General features: G+C 44.3%; 15 protein-coding genes. 10 read left to right on the top strand and 5 right to left on the bottom strand.

All coding sequences use genetic code 11. The features are described from left to right. The first annotated feature begins 53 nt into the window (after positions 1-53). The 5 genes from RJD38_RS13045 (at position 54) to RJD38_RS13025 (ending at position 5961) form a co-directional block, all read left to right on the top strand. Entirely contained in the window at positions 54-1691 is a 1638-nt protein-coding gene (locus RJD38_RS13045; protein WP_065545379.1) for a methyl-accepting chemotaxis protein, read from the top strand. Positions 1692-1889: 198 nt separating this feature from the next. Beyond that, positions 1890-3227 carry a leucine-rich repeat-containing protein kinase family protein gene (locus tag RJD38_RS13040; RefSeq protein ID WP_065545380.1) on the top strand — a complete coding sequence of 446 codons (1338 nt, stop codon included), beginning with the start codon at positions 1890-1892 and terminating at the stop codon, positions 3225-3227. Positions 3228-3602: 375 nt separating this feature from the next. After that, entirely contained in the window at positions 3603-5003 is a 1401-nt protein-coding gene (gene asnS, locus RJD38_RS13035; protein WP_005598750.1) for an asparagine--tRNA ligase, read from the top strand. 255 nt (positions 5004-5258) lie between these two features. After that, complete coding sequence (locus RJD38_RS13030) at positions 5259-5489, top strand: hypothetical protein (protein ID WP_065545381.1); 231 nt, start codon at positions 5259-5261, stop codon at positions 5487-5489. 172 nt (positions 5490-5661) lie between these two features. Further along, on the top strand, positions 5662-5961 hold the full coding sequence (locus RJD38_RS13025; protein ID WP_065545382.1) for a hypothetical protein: 300 nt from the start codon (positions 5662-5664) through the stop codon (positions 5959-5961). Positions 5962-6049: 88 nt separating this feature from the next. Here the strand turns inward: RJD38_RS13025 and RJD38_RS13020 are convergent, their stop codons facing one another. Then, entirely contained in the window at positions 6050-7522 is a 1473-nt protein-coding gene (locus tag RJD38_RS13020) for a VWA domain-containing protein (protein ID WP_065545383.1), read from the bottom strand. 377 nt (positions 7523-7899) lie between these two features. On the opposite strand from RJD38_RS13020, the gene RJD38_RS13015 reads away from it, so the two are divergent. Beyond that, on the top strand, positions 7900-9090 hold the full coding sequence (locus RJD38_RS13015; protein WP_065545384.1) for an amino acid aminotransferase: 1191 nt from the start codon (positions 7900-7902) through the stop codon (positions 9088-9090). An 89-nt stretch (positions 9091-9179) separates the two neighbouring features. Here the strand turns inward: RJD38_RS13015 and RJD38_RS13010 are convergent, their stop codons facing one another. From RJD38_RS13010 to RJD38_RS13000, 3 genes are all read right to left on the bottom strand, one after another. Then, positions 9180-9821 carry an outer membrane beta-barrel protein gene (locus tag RJD38_RS13010; RefSeq protein ID WP_065545385.1) on the bottom strand — a complete coding sequence of 214 codons (642 nt, stop codon included), beginning with the start codon at positions 9819-9821 and terminating at the stop codon, positions 9180-9182. Positions 9822-10049: 228 nt separating this feature from the next. Next, the gene (locus RJD38_RS13005; RefSeq protein WP_005596588.1) at positions 10050-10427 is read right to left on the bottom strand and encodes a hypothetical protein; all 378 of its coding nucleotides are present in this window, start codon (positions 10425-10427) and stop codon (positions 10050-10052) included. A gap of 224 nt (positions 10428-10651) precedes the next feature. Continuing rightward, a complete protein-coding gene (locus RJD38_RS13000; protein WP_065545386.1) occupies positions 10652-13012 on the bottom strand; it encodes a helicase-related protein in 2361 nt (786 codons plus the stop codon). A gap of 197 nt (positions 13013-13209) precedes the next feature. On the opposite strand from RJD38_RS13000, the gene RJD38_RS12995 reads away from it, so the two are divergent. The 3 genes from RJD38_RS12995 to RJD38_RS12985 all read left to right on the top strand — a co-directional run bounded on the left by RJD38_RS12995 (position 13210) and on the right by RJD38_RS12985 (position 16074). Beyond that, entirely contained in the window at positions 13210-14898 is a 1689-nt protein-coding gene (locus RJD38_RS12995) for an NAD-dependent malic enzyme (protein ID WP_005596584.1), read from the top strand. Positions 14899-14962: 64 nt separating this feature from the next. Further along, complete coding sequence (locus RJD38_RS12990; RefSeq protein ID WP_065545387.1) at positions 14963-15286, top strand: DUF3392 domain-containing protein; 324 nt, start codon at positions 14963-14965, stop codon at positions 15284-15286. After that, positions 15286-16074: a SanA/YdcF family protein gene (locus RJD38_RS12985; RefSeq protein WP_367971354.1), complete on the top strand. Its 789-nt coding sequence runs from the start codon at positions 15286-15288 to the stop codon at positions 16072-16074. The genes RJD38_RS12990 and RJD38_RS12985 overlap by 1 nt, the downstream gene beginning before the upstream one ends. Positions 16075-16202: 128 nt before the next feature. Here the strand turns inward: RJD38_RS12985 and RJD38_RS12980 are convergent, their stop codons facing one another. After that, entirely contained in the window at positions 16203-17516 is a 1314-nt protein-coding gene (locus RJD38_RS12980) for a GGDEF domain-containing protein (protein ID WP_065545975.1), read from the bottom strand. Between the two features lie 275 nt (positions 17517-17791). Between RJD38_RS12980 and RJD38_RS12975 the strand changes: the two genes are divergently transcribed. After that, the gene (locus RJD38_RS12975) at positions 17792-18622 is read left to right on the top strand and encodes a DUF2797 domain-containing protein (protein ID WP_065545389.1); all 831 of its coding nucleotides are present in this window, start codon (positions 17792-17794) and stop codon (positions 18620-18622) included. The last annotated feature ends 13 nt before the right edge of the window (positions 18623-18635 follow it).

Here is an 18635-nt window from a genome sequence, read left to right as displayed (position 1 = left end):
TAATAAATATCCATAAAATTGTTATGTCTATTCTAATAAAATGTAAAATAATAATGCGCTCAACAATAACTTTTAAACTCCTCGTCACGTTGGTCATGGTGTTTGGTTGTGTCCTTGCGATCTCGACTATCTATCAATATCAGCAGCAAAAACAACTTATCCACGACGTTCTCAGTCAACAGTTACATGATAAAGCCAGTAACTACTTTGATAGCCTGAATATGATGATGCTCACGGGCACCATGTCGCAAAAAGAGACTCTGCGCGATAAAGCCTTAGCCCAAGATGGCATTGAACAAGTTCGTGTTTTGCGAGCCCCTGCCGTCGATAAGCTCTATGGCCCGGGCAATCCAAACCAAACCGTACAAGATGATATCGATCAGCGTGCACTGAGCGGAGAGTTGGTTATCGAACCGATCAGTGCCGATTGGGGCAACGGTCTGGTCGTCGCACTACCGATGAAATCAAGCCTTGATTACCGCGGCACCAACTGCGTTGGTTGCCATGCCGCACAAGAAGGCGAAGTGCTGGGAGCAATCCGTCTTGAATATAACATGAGTCATGTTAATTCTATGGTCAGCAAACAAGCGATGTTCGCCATGGGTATCATGGCTTCTATCACCTTTATCGGCTTTCTCTTTACGATGGGGCTAACCCGAAAAATTCTTGTACGACCGTTACAAAAAACCTCACGCTTTATGCTGCAAGTTGCCCAATCAAAAAATCTACTCGAGCGACTGCCAAGCAAACAAAATGATGAAATTGGTGTGTTGGCAAACTCGATTAACTCATTTATGGATACCGTCAGCGACAGCTTGCACAAAGTGCAACAAACCAGCCACTCACTGGCAGATTCCGCAGGCCAACTGACTGATGTGGCTCAATCTACCGATGATGCAGCCAACAATCAGCAAACTGAAACCAATGATGTACAGAGCAACATCAATAACATGTTGACTCAACAAGAGCAGACAGAGCAAGCAACATTAGAGGCCTCAACATTAGTAAACCACACGGTGAATATCGTGGCTCAAAGTGCAAGCAATGCACATAACGCCAGTGACGATATTAAGCTTTTAGTCGGTTCAATTGAGCAGGTAAAACAAAAGATCACAGCTCTGAATGATCAAACGACAGAAGTATCATCGATTCTTGAAGTCATTAGCGGCATAGCCGATCAAACCAATTTACTCGCATTGAATGCAGCTATTGAAGCAGCGCGCGCAGGTGAGCAAGGCCGTGGCTTTGCTGTGGTTGCAGAAGAAGTTCGTAACCTTGCAGGTCGCACCGCAGAAGCCACCAGCAATATTGAAACCATCATCGACCAATTCCAGCAAGGCAGTCGAGAGTCTCTCATTTCAGTCGATAACGTATGCCAACAAGCCCATCAACGCTCGGAGGATGTAGAGTCTCTCTCCACCGCAATGCATAGCGTCGTGGATGAAATGCATCAAGTGCTTAACCATACGCAAAACATTGAGCAGCAAGCTCAGACCACTTCCTCGGTTGGTCATCACATTCAAAGCAAAATCGACACCATCACCGCTCACGCCAATGGGACCTCTCAATTGGCATCACAGACTCGAGACATCAGTTTAGATCTGGAAAACCTCTCCGAACGCTTGGAGCAATTGCTTAACCAATTCTCTTTAGAACAGCAGAAAAATAGCGGATCCCTGATGAGTAAATAGAGAGGTAATAACGGCGTTAACTGCCATCGCTGATATCGCAAGGTCAAGGGTAAGTGTTATTAATCGAACAAAATGAGGAAAACACTTACCTTATCCGCCCCCTTTCGCAATCTACCCGAATAGCGACTTTACACGTTTATCCCAACTCGATTATCAGATAATATTGCGCGCTGTTTTTCACGCGTTAAGGTTAGCGTTTTGCATACTATTGAGCAGTTACAATCAGGTAAATTACACGGCATCACTCGTCTAGAGTTAAAACTAGGGTTAACTGAGTTTCCACTCGAAATCATCGAACTGGCTGACAGCTTAGAAATCCTCGATTTGTCAGATAATCAATTACATGATTTGCCAGATTGCTTGGCTCAATTACACCAGCTTAAAATCCTATTTCTAACCAACAACTGCTTTGAAACCATTCCAAGCGTATTAGCTCAATGCCCTAAATTGGAAATGATCAGTTTCAAATCGAATAAGTTGCAGCACATCTCTGCTGGCGCCCTACCCAACGATACCCGTTGGTTAATTTTAACTGACAACAAACTCACGCAACTGCCTGAAGATATGGGCCGTTTACATCGCCTGCAAAAGCTCGCATTGGCAGGAAACATGCTAACGGCACTGCCAGCATCAATGGCAGATTGCCAAAGCTTGGAGCTAGCCAGATTATCAGCCAACGCACTGAGTGCGCTGCCAGATTGGTTGTTCCAATTACCAAAGCTGAGCTGGCTCGCAATTGATGGCAACCCACTAAGCAGCGAGCGATCAAACCTTGACCGCGCGGACACATCATCACTAGCAATGATTCCGCAGGTAGCATTGGCCGACATTGAATTACTCGAGGTTATCGGTCAAGGTGCGTCTGGTGTGATTTACCGTGCGAAATGGCTTAAACAACCGACGGAATTGAATGGCACTGATGCGTATATCGCAGTCAAGATTTTCAAAGGCGAGGTCACCAGTGATGGCTACCCACAAGATGAACTGCTCAACTGCTTACAAGCCGGTCATCACAGCAACTTAATCAAGGTCATCGCACAAATAAATCAAGCAGAAAAACTCGGTTTGGTGATGGAGTTGATCCCAAGAAACTTTGCCAACTTGGGGTTACCACCCTCGCTACAAACGTGCACTCGCGATACTTTCACACCGAACTCTCACCATAAGTTAAGTGTGATTGTGACGATGCTGCAACAGATGGCTTCAGCGCTTGAGCATTTACACCATCAGCAAGTGAGTCATGGTGATATCTACGCCCACAACACCATGTTTAACCACTCTGCTGAGATCCTTTTTGGTGATTTTGGTGCTGCAACCAATCTGGCTAAATTACCTGCGCAGCAGAGAGAGGCGATGCAAAGTATTGAGGTACGTGCACTGGGCTGTTTGATGGCTGATCTACTGACGCAGTTAGATCATACCACTCAACCAAATCAAGACGTGTTAGCTAAGTTGAACGCACTCAGCGAAGATTGCATGCAATACACCGTCAAACAGCGACCGACATTTTCAGCGATTAACCACCAGCTACAATAACTTGCACCGCTCTCTTAGAGCTCGCCCTAGAGACCATCTCGCCCCCATAGAGAGAAGCGCAGCGATACTGTTGCGCTCTTAGGTTGCAATGACAAACCGACAGAGGCCTCCTTGTGTCGAGGGCACTGCTGGAGCAAGAAGCTGCACTTCTTGAACAATTTTCATCACCGCGCGAGACGGTACAATAAAATTAGTGCAATTATCTCTGTCAAAACGATAATAAAGGTTGAAGCGAACGATTTGACAGGTAATATGTCATTTCGATAAAAAAGTAATATCAACCTAATGTTTAGGCGTTTTTTTGGCCAAAATAGCCTTTATTAACGCTCAATGACCTTAGGTTTAATTTTTACCTCAATGGAGATTATTTTAAACATGACTTACGCGCCTGTTAAAGACGTATTGAGCGGTAAGCTAGCAGTAGACAGTCAAGTAACTGTTCGCGGCTGGATCCGTTCGCGTCGTGATTCCAAAGCTGGAATTTCATTCCTTGCCATCTATGACGGCTCTTGTTTCGACCCGATTCAGGCCGTGGTCCCAAATAATCTCAATAATTACAACGACGAAGTCCTTAAGCTAACGACTGGCTGTTCTGTTGAAGTTACGGGTACCATCGTTGCATCTCCTGCTGCAGGTCAAGCATTTGAACTTGCTGCAACGGAAGTAAAAGTGGTTGGTTGGGTTGAAGACGCAGAAACTTACCCGATGGCGAAAACTCGCCACTCGATCGAGTACCTACGTGAAGTTGCTCACCTACGCCCACGTACTAACGTGATCGGCGCAGTAGCACGTGTACGTAACTGCCTGTCGCAAGCGATTCACCGCTTCTACCACGAGCAAGGCTACTTCTGGGTTTCAGCACCACTGATCACTGCATCTGATGCAGAAGGTGCTGGTGAAATGTTCCGCGTATCAACGCTAGACATGGAAAACCTACCTCGCACAGACGCAGGTAAAGTAGATTACAACGAAGATTTCTTCGGCAAAGAAACGTTCCTAACCGTTTCTGGCCAGCTAAACGCTGAAGCTTACGCTTGTGCACTAAGCAAAGTTTACACCTTCGGTCCTACTTTCCGTGCTGAAAACTCAAACACCAGCCGCCACCTAGCGGAATTCTGGATGGTTGAGCCTGAAGTGGCTTTTGCGGATCTAAACGATGTGGCAAAACTGGCTGAAGACATGCTTAAGTTCGTATTCAAAGCTGTACTTGAAGAGTGCCGCGACGACCTTGAGTTCTTTGCATCTCGCATTGATAAAGAAGCGATTACTCGTCTAGAGCAATTCGTTTCTTCTGATTTCGCACAAGTTGATTACACTGACGCAATCCAAATCCTACTAGATTCTGGTAAGAAATTTGAATTTGACGTTGAGTGGGGCATCGACATGTCTTCTGAGCATGAACGATTCCTAGCTGAAGAGCACTTCAAAGCGCCAGTAATCGTGAAGAACTACCCGAAAGACATCAAAGCATTCTACATGCGTGCTAATGATGACGGTAAAACAGTTGCGGCGATGGACGTACTTGCACCAGGCATCGGTGAAATCATCGGTGGTTCTCAACGTGAAGAACGTCTAGAGATCCTAGATGAGCGTATGCGTGAAGTAGGTATCGACCCAGAGCATATGAGCTGGTACCGCGATCTACGTAAATACGGCACAGTACCTCACGCAGGCTTCGGTCTTGGTTTTGAGCGTCTAGTTTCTTACGTAACTGGTATGGGCAACGTTCGTGACGTGATCCCATTCCCACGTACTCCACGTTCAGCTAACTTCTAATTTGAAGGAAGTAGAAACGCAAAAAACCTCCGCATTGTCGGAGGTTTTTTTATATTAGCGCGAATCTTCTCTTGTTTACACGCTGCAACACCTATTTTTCGCCTTCCCCCTTCTTAAGAGCGATTCGCTTAATACCGTTACCGAAACAAATAAGCTGACCTTTGCTTAAAGACAAGCACCAAACACGATCCCAAGCAGCGCGTCTCGCCATTTTGGTTCATACTTAATATTGACGAAGAATAAAGAGGGAAGATAATGAAATTATTTACGCTCGACGACCTATCATACAAAGGCGAACATCAGGGCGTTCATCGTTGGGATCATCCTCAAGGTGACAACCCTTACTATTGGCATCCTGAATGGCTTCATGTTGCAGAAGATGCCCTTGGATTGCACCCCAAGCAGCCAATTGATGTACCCGATGGAGAAAGTGCCTCACAGCAACATGCCGAGAAAGCAATCCTCGACCACCTTAACGGCCGCTGACCCTGAGCACTGTACGGGCTTAACTAAAAGTCGTTTAAGATCAAATCACAATGTTTAGCTGGGTTGATGCCAGCGCTAAACGATTGGCATCACATAAATATAATTCCAATCTGTTACATTTATAACGTTAAAGTGACAACCCTCAACTCATAGATGATGAGAGAAGATAATAATGACTAAGTACAACGAAAACGATATCGAATATAAAGGCGAAACCAATGGTGTTCACACTTGGACAACACCATTAGGACAGCCTTACTACTGGCACCCTGATTGGCTGCACATTGCTGAAGATGCGACCGGGACTCATCCAAAAGCTGAGCTAGAAACCACAGAGAACGAAACACCAACTGAAAAGCACGCGCTAAAAGCCATTCTTAGCCATATCAATCACTGGGCGACAGAAAAAATGTCAAGCAACCCTGAGTTTGAAACTCATGCTCATGAATCGCAAATTGATTTGAAAAAGTAGATTAAATACAAAGTTATTTTACGAATACCGAAAAAGGTTATTAACGTAAAAACGCCCCATTGCAGGGGCGCTTTTACTCTTAGTAAGATCATTGTACAGTTAAAATACGCTCAACGGTTTCACCATTCACAGTCAAAGATAATTTAATACTATCACCACTTTGTAATGGTACACCTAATGTTGCAACATAAGCATACTTAATCGTGGTCTGTAAAGATGAGTAGATGCCCGTGACATTTTGTTCATCAATTATTTTATTGTATGATCCACCTGTTTGGTCTGCAATTTCCGTCAGATCTGTCTCATTAGCGGAAGCACTTACAGCGACTGCGTGGATTACGACGTTATTCGCATTTGCGGCTGCAATTACAGCAGCGCGATCGCTAAACCGGCTATCACCATCAGTCATCACGAATACCCGCTTAATCGTATTATTTCGATTTGAGACTTTCGTAACAGATTCATTTATAGCAAGCTCGAGATTGGTACCACCTCCCCAAAGATAACCACGCCCTGTGTTTGCAACCGAATCAGTTCGATCGGTATAGCGGCCATCATAATTATACCTGCTATACCAAAGATCTGAATTTGGATTGTATAAGTCCACAGCAAAATGAAGTTTGTCTTTATCAGTAATAAAACCATCATCAGAATAGTCATAAACCAAATTTCCACCACTGCTATCTTCCAAGTTCAAACTATCGGTCAGTAGAGTATTATTTACCAAGGACACGCTAGACGAAAAAGGAATCACTGCAACTTCATCAGCGTCAGCCTTTTCCGACACAAATTGATGCGCAGCCTTAGCGGTTATACGAGCGCGAGTGTACTGTCTATTTTGTGAGTCAAGTACGGGCGTTCTATTCTCATCATAAATTAATGCACTCATCGAGCCACTTGCATCTAATGTTACTACATTGCTACTAGCAACATTAAGTTGATCAGCTGAATTGACTGCCGTAATCGATATTGGTTGATCATTTACTGAAACGGAAAATGACGTTTTAGATAGCTGAATAACAGCATTATTGGTAGCAGTGTCTGTAACCGCAAAACTAATGTCATTACTATCCAATTTTTGGATTGCACTAATCACATATTCGGCACCAGATGGAATCGTTGATGCAACTGGGGGAGTTGTGACAACATCTGATTTTTTAAAATTATTCGCATTCGCTTTTAATGTTTTAAACCCCGCCAGATTAGCATTAATAACGCTATCGTTTAAATCAGCTTCATCTACACTCAGTTCAAATACACCACAATTATCAGTGTTGGTTGTTTGGCTTAATACGCTGCCATCAGACTTTTCTATTGAAACCGCAGCGTTAGCCATAGGCTCATAACCATCAGGAACATTAGGACAAGCGACACTATAAGTATTGATAAATCCATCACTTAATACTCTTAGTGAATTTTGCTGTACCGTCTGCGGAACAATAAGCGTCCCAGCAAAAGACGTCGTGTTAGCTGATGGACTATCACCGCTATCTCCCCCACCACCGCACGCAACAATTAGCGCCGCAGATATTGACAGCGTCAAAGGTCTCAAAATATACATACATGTTCCTTATGATAATGATTTAAATCATCATCATGATAATCATCAAGTTGCACTCATCAAGTGGAAATAATGTAATCCTTAATAATATTCAACATCAATCACACAAACTAAAGAAACACCACTGAATCACAAAACCTTAAACCAATATCAACAGTAAAAAGACCATTTGATAACACCATTTTTGAGCTTTACTTAGTTTCGCTAAGCGAAAAACAAATAATCAATTTGTTAGATAAAGTGACTTGCTCAATGATTACTCCTAACTAAATAAAATTTCTTGTTTCTAACGCTTTTGTGTTGTCACTCGTGCGTCATAAAGGTATAAATATTCAAGTTATTACAATTATCCCCTTCGATTAACATGGATGACAATTATGTTTGAAAAAGTAGTTGCTGCTCCGGCAGACCCGATTCTTGGCCTCACGGAAGAGTTTAAAAAGGATCCTCGCGCTGAAAAAATCAACCTCGGTGTTGGTATTTACAAAAATGAACAAGGTGAAACGCCTGTACTTGCAACCGTAAAAAAAGCGGAAGCGGCATTAGTTGAAACCGAGAAAACCAAGTCATACCTAACCATCGAAGGTACATCAGAATACGGCCTAGCGGTACAAAAGTTACTGTTTGGTGATAACGCTGAAATCATTGCTGATAAACGTGCTAAAACAGCCCAAGCACCAGGTGGTACAGGTGCGCTACGCGTTGCCGGTGAGTTTATTAAACGCCAACTTGGTGATGTAAAAGTATGGGTAAGTAACCCAACGTGGGCAAACCACATTGGTGTATTTACCGCTGCTGGCCTTGAAACTGCACAATACAGCTACTACAACGCAGAAACTAAAGAGAAAGATTTTGCGGCGATGGTTGCCGATCTTGAACAAGCGACTGCGGGCGATATCGTGTTACTACACGGTTGCTGCCATAACCCAACCGGTATCGATCCAACAGCCGATGAATGGGAAACACTGGCAAAAATCGTTGCAGAGAAAAAACTGCTGCCACTATTCGATTTTGCGTACCAAGGCTTCGGCGCTGGCGTAGAAGAAGATGCAGCGGGTCTGCGTACTTTTGCGAAATACAATAAAGAGATTCTGATTGCGAGCTCGTTCTCTAAAAACTTCGGTTTGTACAACGAGCGCGTTGGCGCATTCACACTGGTTGGTGAGAATGAAGATGTTGCCGCTACGGCATTCTCTCAAGTTAAAGCTATCATCCGTTCTATCTACTCTAACCCACCAGCACACGGTGCGGCAGTAGTGACTTATATCCTAAATGATGCTGGTCTACGCGCTGAATGGGAAGCGGAAGTAAAAGAAATGCGTGATCGTATTCAAGAGATGCGCGAACTGTTTGTACAAACACTGAAGCAACAAGGTGTGGATGCAGACTTTAGCTTTATCGAGCGCCAAAACGGCATGTTCTCGTTCTCTGGTCTAAATAAAGATCAAGTTGCTCGTCTGAAAGATGAGTTCGCAATCTACATTGTTGGCTCTGGCCGTATCAGTGTTGCAGGCATGACAAAATCAAACATGCTGCCACTGTGCCAAGGCATTGCTGCTGTCATGTAATCAAGTAAACAGCCCAATCTAAAAAGCCAGCTTCCGCTGGCTTTTTTATTTCAAATTGACCACAGTTTAAGCCACCATTCAGTGAGTCTCTAAAAAAATAGCTTCAACGCTACACCACCCTCATTGGTCGAACCCCGATCACTTTCTCGATGACTGTAAAATGCACCAGCGGTAAAACCAGAGTTGATCCGATAGTCAGCGCGTAGTGAATAGATATCCACATCTAAGATGTCACTACGATTTAACTCAGCATCGGTTGCTAGGCGCCAACGCTGTGTAATGTTATAGATCAAACCGATTTCCATCCCCCAAACAAACTCATTGCTGCTTTCGAGTTTTACATCGGTATCATCATCGGTTAGCCGTGCCCATTGCACCCCCGCTTTCCCGCCGACAAGAAACTCCAATCCCGGCCCGGCATCTATACGAGCAGCAACACCAGGCAAGAGCGTGTAAATCTCCGTGGTGGTTTTCTCTGGGTGAATAAAGCGCGCGGAATAATCGAGTGTTGCTAACCAACGCTGATCAATAGGTAACTTGCCACCGGTATTAATAGCGGTGATGTTGCTATTACCACCGATGTTTTCATCTAACGCTCCAGAAGCAAACTCAACATAACCATATCGATAATCCGATAGGCCTATTTGCCCAAAGCAGGAAAGAGAGATCGGCAACGTAATCGCAAAAACCAACCAAGTCACGATGTGCTTTCTGAATGGATTCAGTTCCATCTGATCTCCTTATGCTTTATTCACTATCAATGTTTATTTACGCATAAAAATAATCGTAGTAATCAAATCTAAAAACAACAAGTTAACCATCTAAAACTGTGGATTGGCGTGGAAAATTACCGCAATAAATGAGGGTAGCTGGCTCTAAGAATGGAATAGGAATAGGAATAGGAACATTATCCGTAAAAAAGGTTTAAGGCCTATTGAATAACAACAAGCCTTAAACCTTTATAACGTAATCATCCATTCATCTTGTTGTAGATTTTGAATGCTTACTTGTGAACGCATTTGAAGCCGTTCAATTAACTCGGATTCCAACTCATAAGGCATAACCAACTTTAGTTCGTCTATTCCTTCTGATTTGGCGAGTTTTACCAGTGTATGGATATTTGACTCATCACTACGGCTAGCAGAAAGCGACTTCATAGCTTGTTCCCATAATCTTTCTTCTGGATTACGAGATAGCTCGACAGTATCTTTCCACGCAATAGTAAATACTGGCGCGATGGTGCTCAATGCTTCAAGAAACGTCCATTTCTTACTGCACGAAGCGCCGAGAAAAGAGGTATAGTCAAACACCACACATGTCTTGCCTTGACGTTCCATATCATCCCCCGATATTGGCAACACAACATACTCAATATCGGTCAACTGAATACATATAGCAATAGGATATAGAACAATGGTCTTTTATACCCTTTTTGTGAGTCAAAATGGCATATAAAAACCAATCAAATAACAAAGTTTCCACAAGCAAGTGACATATAAAACCTGTTGCGCAATATTTGAGTTACTAAAATAAATCATTACCTATTCCACATGTTTCATCACTATTTTATATCAATGATGCGACTCGCCTTCTTATATTTCACTCGCCAACCTTGCCAACGTGGTAGCTCCCAACGCTTGGGGTCGCCTTTACGCAAGCCATCACGATATAGCACCGTCACTAACTTGGCCGCTGGTTGGTACTCAACGTCCAAATTAAGATCGCCAAGTGCCAGTGTGAGCGGAAACCGTTCGGCGAAATCATCATATTGCCAATCGGGAATACCCTCAAAAGCGAAATCTTCTGCACAGAACAATTCAAGTTCATCGATATCGGTGAGGTCCAGTAGCTGCAATTGCTCGGTAAACCAACCTTCGAAAGTCACCTGATGATGATCTTGTTGCTCAGCAAGACCTAACTCAACATACAAACGCCAAAGTAGTATTTGGCGGTGGCGCATCGGATAAAAGCCAGCGAGGAGATCTCCTGCAACGACAGCTTTAAGAATCGGCGTGATGGCCAACGCGCCCTGCGCCAGCTCTCGCTTGGTCGCAATCGTACGGCCAGCGTAAATCAGCTCCATTTCGATATAGGTTTGCTCTTGCCCCGCTTGATTTGATTCAACGATGACCGCACCTTCTTGCCACTGACCAAGCCCAAGCGCTTGCAAAGCACTAAGCTCTAGCGGTAATACTTGAGTTGCCAGTGTCAGTGTTTGTTTAACCCCTCTACCAGGTAAACTGTGCGTATCTAACACGATAGCGGCTTCAGCTTGTTTGTTAAAACGGCTTTCTCGTCCCAGTGTGACCTCAATAATCCCGTTTGCGAGTGCTTCTCTTCTTTTCTCACGACGAATAAAGACCAACTCCGGGTGTAAAACGGCTATAGCGTTGACCAGATCACCATGACGATATCGTGATGCGACTTCAAGTTGAGGCAGTTCAAAAATCTCACGCATCTGTGCTGCTAACGCTCTGGCTTCACTCAGTGCGTCAATATTTACTTCCAACGCTGAAAACGACTCACCTCGAATTAAACCAATCGCGAGTTGTGCATCACACCCTAACGGCTCTTGCTGAGCCAATTGCTCTTGTTGCTCTTCATTACCAATAATGCGATAGAGTTTTGCCGGCGTCGCCAAAGCGGCTGTGTAATCGATCATTGCCTCTTTTAGCGCCTTCGAAGGCATACGAGTGACCAAATCAGCCAACAACGCATCAATCGGCAATGGGTACATCTTGCGTCCATGTTCAGTCGCATTTCCCTGCTCATCGATCGCCTGCATGTTTAGCAGCAATTGAGTCGCTTGGTGAAGCGTTTTTTCTGGCAAAGGTTCGAGAAAATCTAACGAGGATAACGGCTGATGACAGCAGGCGGCAGCAAGCATCGCCTCAGTTAACGCTTCGCGATGCATCTCTGGTGGTGTCACTAAAGCGAGCGCAGCATGCTCACCATAAAGGCGAACACAAACGCCATCCATAACACGCCCTGCCCGTCCACTTCGTTGTTTGGCGCTAGCTTGTGAAATGTGTTTTAAGCTCAATGTCGTGCGACCATTGCGCTGCTCGGTACGACGCTCTAAACCGGAATCTATCACTAACGCAATATTAGGAATGGTTAATGAGGTTTCAGCCACATTAGTCGCTAATACCACTTTGGGTTGTGCTTGGATATTGAGGGCAACTTCACGCTGCTCATCGCTCACCGACGCATGTAAAGGCGCAACGATAATTCCCTCAAGGCTCTGCAACATTTGCGTACACTGAGTGATCTCTTTACGCCCAGGAAGAAAAACTAATACATCGCCACGACAAGATTCTAAAGCGTGAAGTACTTCCTGTTTTACTCGTTGCTCCAACTGCCGACTATCGGGCAGTTGACGCGACTCGCTGGCGCGATATTGCAAACTAACTTTAAAATTACGTCCTTCTGCATGTAAGCGTTCGGCCCCCACATAGCTGGCCAGTTTTGCCCCTTCAATGGTTGCTGATGTCACCACCAGACGATGCTTTTGATGTTTTTTTAGTAACGCAACTAATAGGTCTGTGTCCCAGCGACGTTCATGAAATTCATCGACAATAACAATATCGTAATCTACTAACTGGTTTTCACTATACCAACGCAGCGCAACACCGGGAGTCACAAAGACGACTTCGCTCGTTTCATTAAAGCGAGTTTCTAGCTTTATCGCATAACCAATAGATTGCCCGACTGGCTCGTTACGTTGCTGTGCTAAGTATTGCGCGAGGGAAGTACAAGCGATTCGACGCGGCTCAATCACCAATACACGTCCTTGCTCTGAAGCCCAAACAGGTAAACGGGTTGATTTTCCAGATCCGGTTTCCGCTTCAACAATCAGATGATTTTTGGTGAGTTGTACAAGAAACTTTTCGCGTAAGGTGTCTATTGGTAATGAAGTCATAGCAAGATAATCTAGGAATTAACCCGATGATTATAACGACAATGAGAATAAGTGGGTATTAAGATCCCACTTCGAATGGTGTTTCTTGTCGACCATAGCAAGCCACGTTACAATACCTTACAGATTACCATGTTATGACTCTTAACTGGCATCGAACACACGCACAACTGTTCCTCGTACCCGATAATAGGTTCGCAATGTATAACGACAAACGTCCACTCTATATCCCTTTCGCAGGCCCTGCGCTTCTTAGTACTCCATTGCTTAATAAAGGCAGTGCGTTTAGCGCTCAAGAACGCATCTCCTTCAACTTAGAAGGTCTCCTGCCAGAGACGACTGAAACGATCCAAGAACAGGTGGAGCGTGCGTATCAACAATACCGCAGTTTCGAAAATGACATGGATAAGCACATTTACCTGCGTAATATTCAAGATACTAACGAAACGCTTTTCTATCGTTTAGTTCAGAACCACATTTCTGAAATGATGCCAATCATCTACACCCCAACGGTAGGTGCCGCCTGTGAGAACTTCTCCAATATCTACCGTCGTGGCCGTGGATTGTTTGTCTCTTACGCTAACCGCGATCGTATTGATGACATCTTAAACAATGCCTCAAACCACAACGTCAAAGTGATCGTAGTCACCGATGGTGAGCGTATTCTTGGTCTGGGTGACCAAGGTATCGGCGGCATGGGTATTCCTATCGGTAAGTTGGCTCTATACACCGCTTGTGGCGGTATCAGCCCTGCTTACACGCTACCTATCGTGCTTGATGTGGGTACCAATAACCCACAACGTCTAGCTGACCCTATGTACATGGGCTGGCGTCATCCACGCATCACGGGTGCAGATTACGATGCCTTCGTCGAAGAGTTCATCCAAGCGGTACAGCGTCGTTGGCCAGAAGCATTGGTTCAATTTGAAGATTTCGCCCAGAAGAACGCAATGCCTTTGCTTGAGCGATACAAAAACCGTATTTGTTGCTTCAATGATGATATTCAAGGCACTGCGGCAGTCACCGTAGGCTCTCTACTTGCTGCATGTAAAGCTGCTGGCAGCAAACTGTCAGACCAACGTATCACCTTCTTAGGTGCGGGCTCTGCCGGTTGTGGTATTGCCGAAGCGATTATCGCGCAGATGGTCTCAGAAGGCATTTCTGATGCTCAAGCTCGCTCGCAAGTTTACATGGTTGACCGTTGGGGTCTGCTACAAGAAGGCATGCCAAATCTGTTGGACTTCCAACAACGCCTAGTTCAGCCAACGGAGAATACCGCTGAATGGCCAAACGAGGGTAATGGCTTCTCATTGCTTGACGTTATGGCAAATGCAAAACCAACCGTTCTAATTGGTGTGTCTGGTGCGCCAGGCCTGTTTAGCAAAGATGTGATCAAAGAAATGCACAAGCATTGTGCACGTCCGATCGTATTCCCGCTATCAAACCCGACTAGCCGTGTTGAAGCGACACCGAATGACATTATTCGTTGGACTAACGGTGAAGCGCTTGTTGCAACAGGCAGCCCATTTGATCCCGTTGTACACGATGGCAAAACTTACCCAATCGCACAATGCAATAACAGCTACATCTTCCCGGGTATCGGTCTTGGTGTACTGGCAGTATCTGCACGTCGTGTTACCGACGAAATGCTGCAAGAGTCAAGCCGTGCACTTGCAACGTGTTCACCACTGGCAATCAATGGCCAAGGTGCGCTGCTGCCACCACTAGAAGCAATTCACTCTGTATCGAAGAAAATTGCCTTCGCTGTGGGTAAGAAAGCCATTGAGCAAGGCGTAGCTCAGGAAATCACTGACGAAGCACTAGAAGAAGCGATCGAAGCCTACTTCTGGCAGCCAGTTTACCGTCGCTACAAGCGTACTGCGTTCTAAACGCTATTTTAATTAACGTTAAATAGAAACAAAGCCCCTTTTAGGGGCTTTGGATTAAATTGATATGTTTGAATTTTTAGCCCCAGCCGGCCAACACATCGCCCCTTATTTAAGTGAGATTGCAACGGCTCTGATTGCGTGTGCATTGGTGATGTTTGGTGGTGAAATCAATTCTAACCTGCGAAAATTGCTCCGAAGTCAGAACTTTGTCGTAAGAACGATTGTCTTCATCTTGATCAATGCGTTTGGTTACGGCTTAATCATCGTAAAAGCAACACCTTACCTTACCAAGACATTAGGCCAACTTCCGTATGGCACGATGTTTACTGTTGTCGTGACAAGTTTTATTGTCATTGGTCTTTGGGCTCAACGGAATAGACAGATTTAGTGCGTAAGATTTTTTATAACCCTTTGAATAAATTCCATTTACGATGGATAGTTAATGCCCTGAAGTTAACACTCATTTCGGTGGTACTGCTTGTGGTCGCTCTATTTGCCATTGACCGCTGGGTCAGCTATCAAACGCAAGACCAACTCTATTTTTCAGCCGATGAGGTTACCTCATACGATGTCGCGGTCGTTTTAGGTACCAGCAAATATTTAGGTAAAGTACTCAATGAGTATTACCTACATCGTATTAACGCTGCGATTGAACTTTATCAGCAAGATAAAGTGGATAATTTTCTTCTCAGTGGCGATAACGCCCATCGTTCATACAACGAACCTTGGACCATGAAACGCGATTTGTTACGTGCAGAGATCCCTGAAGAACGTATTTACCTTGATTACGCAGGGTTTCGTACTTTAGATTCCGTGGTTCGTGCTAAAGAGATATTTGATACCGACAATTTCTTGATCATTTCGCAAAAGTTCCACTGTGAACGCGCCTTGTTTATCGCTAATTATCACAATATCCAAGCGAAATGCTTGGCTGTGGCCGGCCCTTCTTCCCACTCAGGGTTTAAAGTGCGCTTTCGCGAAGTCTTCGCCCGAGTCAAAGCAGTGCTTGATCTTTACATCACTGGAGAGAAACCCAAGTTTCTCGGTCCGAAAGAGCCTATTGTCACGATAGACGAGCAAGAGCAAGAGCAAGAGCAAGAGCAAGAGCAAGAGCAAGAGCAAGAGCAAGAGCAAGAGCAAGAGCAAGAGCAAGAGCAAGAGCAAGAGCAACCTTAAACTCTAACTAACGCATATCCAACACAAAAAAACGCCCCATCATTGGGGCGTTTTCATCATCGATGAGACAAAATAATCTATGAGACAAAGTCGTGGCGAGTAAATAGCTTAAAACCACACTCTAAACATTATTGTTCCGGACTCTCGATTTCCACTCGGTTTCGACCACTTCGCTTAGCTCGATAAAGCATTTCATCCGCTCGCGTAAGCATATCAATCGCCGTTTCTTGACCTAACTCCGCTACACCTAGGCTCGCAGTCAATACTTCACCATGCATCCATTTATGCAGTTCGATTTTTTGTCTTAGCCGTTCAGCCAAAATTGAAGCGTGGCGTAGCGTGCTGTTAGGACAAAAAACCACAAACTCTTCACCACCCCAGCGAACAAACCGATCACTAGCGCGCAACTCCGACATCACGACAATGGCAAATTCTCGCAGAATATCATCGCCCATTTTGTGGCCATGCACATCATTAACTTGTTTGAAATAATCGATATCGAGATAGATTACAGTCAACTGCGTTTTGAGTTCACGTTCAGGGTAATACTCTTGTTCCAGCCAATTACGAATAGAATGGCGATTCATCGCCCCAGTCAAAGCATCACGGTGCGCCAACTCAGCAAACTGGGTATTTTCTTCCCGCAATGAGCGGTTCAACAATTTAAGATGCTGACGGCGTGCTTCTGACTCACTCAAAATACGTTGCTTGCGATGAATTTGCGTTGCACTAAATATCAGCGCTAATCCAACCCAAAGAAACAGCAGCATCAACATTAATATTTCGCCGTCAATATAATGACCGACAAATTCAATACTACGAATACGTAGTTGATACTTCCCGACGGGCGTTCCTGAGCCAGTGGCAAATTCAATTCGGTTAACGTTGTTAAATTCAGGTGCTGAATGCGCGATCGGAATTTGGTTATCCACTAACCACCAAGTTAATACTTGTAAACTTTTCAGTGGAACTTCCAGTACTTGAGAGTAGTCCGCTTGCCGGTAATCAAGACCGTTATATTTATGGGTATATTCGTTGTCTGGCAGAGAATAAACCGGATTATAGTTGCGTAAGTAGACACGTAGGGCGGGGTTGGTGTCACCATCAAGACGGATAAAATCCACATCTAAACGTACGGTGTGGTAATCAGAGAGATCCTTACCTCGTGTCGGATCTTCTTTATCATACAAAATGGAAACGCCACAGTAAGGCCATTTGTAGTCTGGGCTCACTTTTAGTTCACAGTCAAGAATAACTTCATCACCTTCCCTGCTGATTGAACTGGTGGAGGCACCTTTTTGTAACTGATCATTAGTTGCAAGATAAGTATATTGGCTTGGACTTACACGATAAATTTTCTTCTCACCATACAACCAATGCAATGCAACGACAACTATCGTAAATATGAACAAACAAAATATAAGCTTATGAATTGTTTTCAATTTCACTTCCCAACCTAACCAAGCACACTGAACTATGAAACAAATCTTATTTTTGAGAGCAAATTTACTTAACTCAGCAGACCAACACAACTAAAAATCAGTAAGCAGCACAATATTTATGAGGCAGCTCATACAACACAGAAGACGGATAACATGTGAACCGTTGCCAGATGAAAATGTACAGTTAAACAAAATGGTTCATATTTCTGTTAACATAGTCATGAAACGGATCGTCACCGATTCCACCCAATAAAAAAAACCTATAGAGCAAAGTCATGTCGTTAATTACAACCGGTACGCTAAAAAAAATGCGCGCGTCTCTTGATCAAGAAGTTCACTACCACCTTCCTGTTGGTGAACAACTTGTTGACCTTAAACCCTTTCTCGGCAAGTCACTGACGCTAACTCATACTGGTAATATATTTTGTCAATCGTGTGGAAAAAAAACCAAGAAAAGCTACTCTCAAGGCCACTGTTTTGTCTGTATGAAGAAGCTGGCAAGTTGCGACATGTGCATCATGAAGCCAGAAACCTGCCATTATGAGCAAGGCACTTGCCGTGAGCCACAATGGGGCGAAGAAAACTGCATGGTTGACCATTACGTCTATCTTTCAAACACCTCAAGCTTGAAGGTCGGCATTACTCGTCACACACAAATTCCCACTCGCTGGATCGATCAAGGTGCCACCCAAGGCCTACCGATTTTGAAAGTGAAAAGCCGCTATATCTCGGGCTTAGTCGAAATCGAGTTAGCAAAACATATCGCCGATAAAACCAATTGGCGTACATTGCTCAAAGAAGATGGCGCACCACTGCCGCTTGAAGATAAATTTGCTCAGTTACTGCCATTAATTGAAGAAAAAATCACAGAGATTAAGCAACAATTTGGTGATGATGCGATTGAGATCCTCAATGAAGCAATCACACCGATTGCTTACCCTGTTAATGAGCATCCAACTAAAATTGTTTCGCACAACTTTGATAAAAACCCTGTGGTAACCGGCACGTTAAAAGGCATCAAGGGCCAGTATTTGATCTTTGATACTGGTGTGATTAACGTGCGTAAATTTACTTCCTATGAAGTGGAAGTGAGTGACGAGGCTTAAACTAAGCCGTCCT

Source organism: Vibrio scophthalmi (assembly GCF_040869025.1).
Lineage (GTDB): Bacteria > Pseudomonadota > Gammaproteobacteria > Enterobacterales > Vibrionaceae > Vibrio > Vibrio scophthalmi.
Note: the sequence above shows the minus strand (reverse complement) of the source record. Positions and strands in the feature narration are given on the sequence as shown.

Excerpts from the sequence above, each read along its gene's own strand:
- RJD38_RS13015 (WP_065545384.1), top strand. The coding sequence starts at position 7,900 with ATGTTTGAAAAAGTAGTTGCTGCTCCGGCAGACCCGATTCTTGGCCTC.
- RJD38_RS13025 (WP_065545382.1), top strand. The coding sequence starts at position 5,662 with ATGACTAAGTACAACGAAAACGATATCGAATATAAAGGCGAAACCAAT.
- asnS (WP_005598750.1), top strand. The coding sequence starts at position 3,603 with ATGACTTACGCGCCTGTTAAAGACGTATTGAGCGGTAAGCTAGCAGTA.
- RJD38_RS12975 (WP_065545389.1), top strand. The coding sequence starts at position 17,792 with ATGTCGTTAATTACAACCGGTACGCTAAAAAAAATGCGCGCGTCTCTT.
- RJD38_RS13000 (WP_065545386.1), bottom strand. The coding sequence starts at position 13,012 with ATGACTTCATTACCAATAGACACCTTACGCGAAAAGTTTCTTGTACAA.
- RJD38_RS12995 (WP_005596584.1), top strand. The coding sequence starts at position 13,210 with ATGTATAACGACAAACGTCCACTCTATATCCCTTTCGCAGGCCCTGCG.
- RJD38_RS13045 (WP_065545379.1), top strand. The coding sequence starts at position 54 with ATGCGCTCAACAATAACTTTTAAACTCCTCGTCACGTTGGTCATGGTG.
- RJD38_RS13005 (WP_005596588.1), bottom strand. The coding sequence starts at position 10,427 with ATGGAACGTCAAGGCAAGACATGTGTGGTGTTTGACTATACCTCTTTT.
- RJD38_RS13030 (WP_065545381.1), top strand. The coding sequence starts at position 5,259 with ATGAAATTATTTACGCTCGACGACCTATCATACAAAGGCGAACATCAG.
- RJD38_RS12990 (WP_065545387.1), top strand. The coding sequence starts at position 14,963 with ATGTTTGAATTTTTAGCCCCAGCCGGCCAACACATCGCCCCTTATTTA.
- RJD38_RS13020 (WP_065545383.1), bottom strand. The coding sequence starts at position 7,522 with ATGTATATTTTGAGACCTTTGACGCTGTCAATATCTGCGGCGCTAATT.
- RJD38_RS13010 (WP_065545385.1), bottom strand. The coding sequence starts at position 9,821 with ATGGAACTGAATCCATTCAGAAAGCACATCGTGACTTGGTTGGTTTTT.